Genomic DNA, 524 nt, shown 5'->3' on the forward strand with positions numbered 1-524 from the left:
TCCTTGAACAGCACGGCGATGCCCGGATGATAGTTGCCCGCGTCGCTGTGCAATTTGCGATAGGCGTAGGGGAAATACCAGGCCACGGCGCAGGTGTGTTCCTTTTGCAGGTCGTCGACCATGTCCTGCAGTTCTTCAGGGCTGGCGCTGTGCTGGGCTTTTTGCGGAGCGATGAAGAGGCAGCCGAGCTTGAGATCGCTTGCGTAGCTGATGCGCTTGGCATCAACGGTGATGTCGAGCAGGGCCTGGGTCAGGTTGAGGTTGTTGACCCGTGGCCAGCGTTGCGTGGCCTGAATGAATGCACGGTCTTCGCTGCCGGCAATTAACAGATCGGCGCGGGCATTGCGTTCGCCTTCTTCGTTCTGTTTGCGCGTGGCGGTGTCGTTCAGCGTGACCATTTCAGCCATCCACGCCGCTGCCGCGAGCAGGCCCAGATTGGCTTTCTCGTCGTGCCAGTACGGCGTGTCGTTGTCGCCGCGAACGGTGTTGTAGCGATCGATACAGTCAAACCAGCGTTCCAGCAC

1 protein-coding gene is annotated in these 524 nt (G+C 59.7%); it reads right to left on the reverse strand.

Annotated features, from left to right (window positions below; all coding sequences use genetic code 11):
- The coding region (locus tag J5M56_RS24260; protein ID WP_243430892.1) for a hypothetical protein at positions 1–524 on the reverse strand (524 nt) is incomplete at both ends.

It is taken from the genome of Pseudomonas sp. 51_B (genome assembly GCF_017491595.1).
Lineage (GTDB): Bacteria > Pseudomonadota > Gammaproteobacteria > Pseudomonadales > Pseudomonadaceae > Aquipseudomonas > Aquipseudomonas promysalinigenes.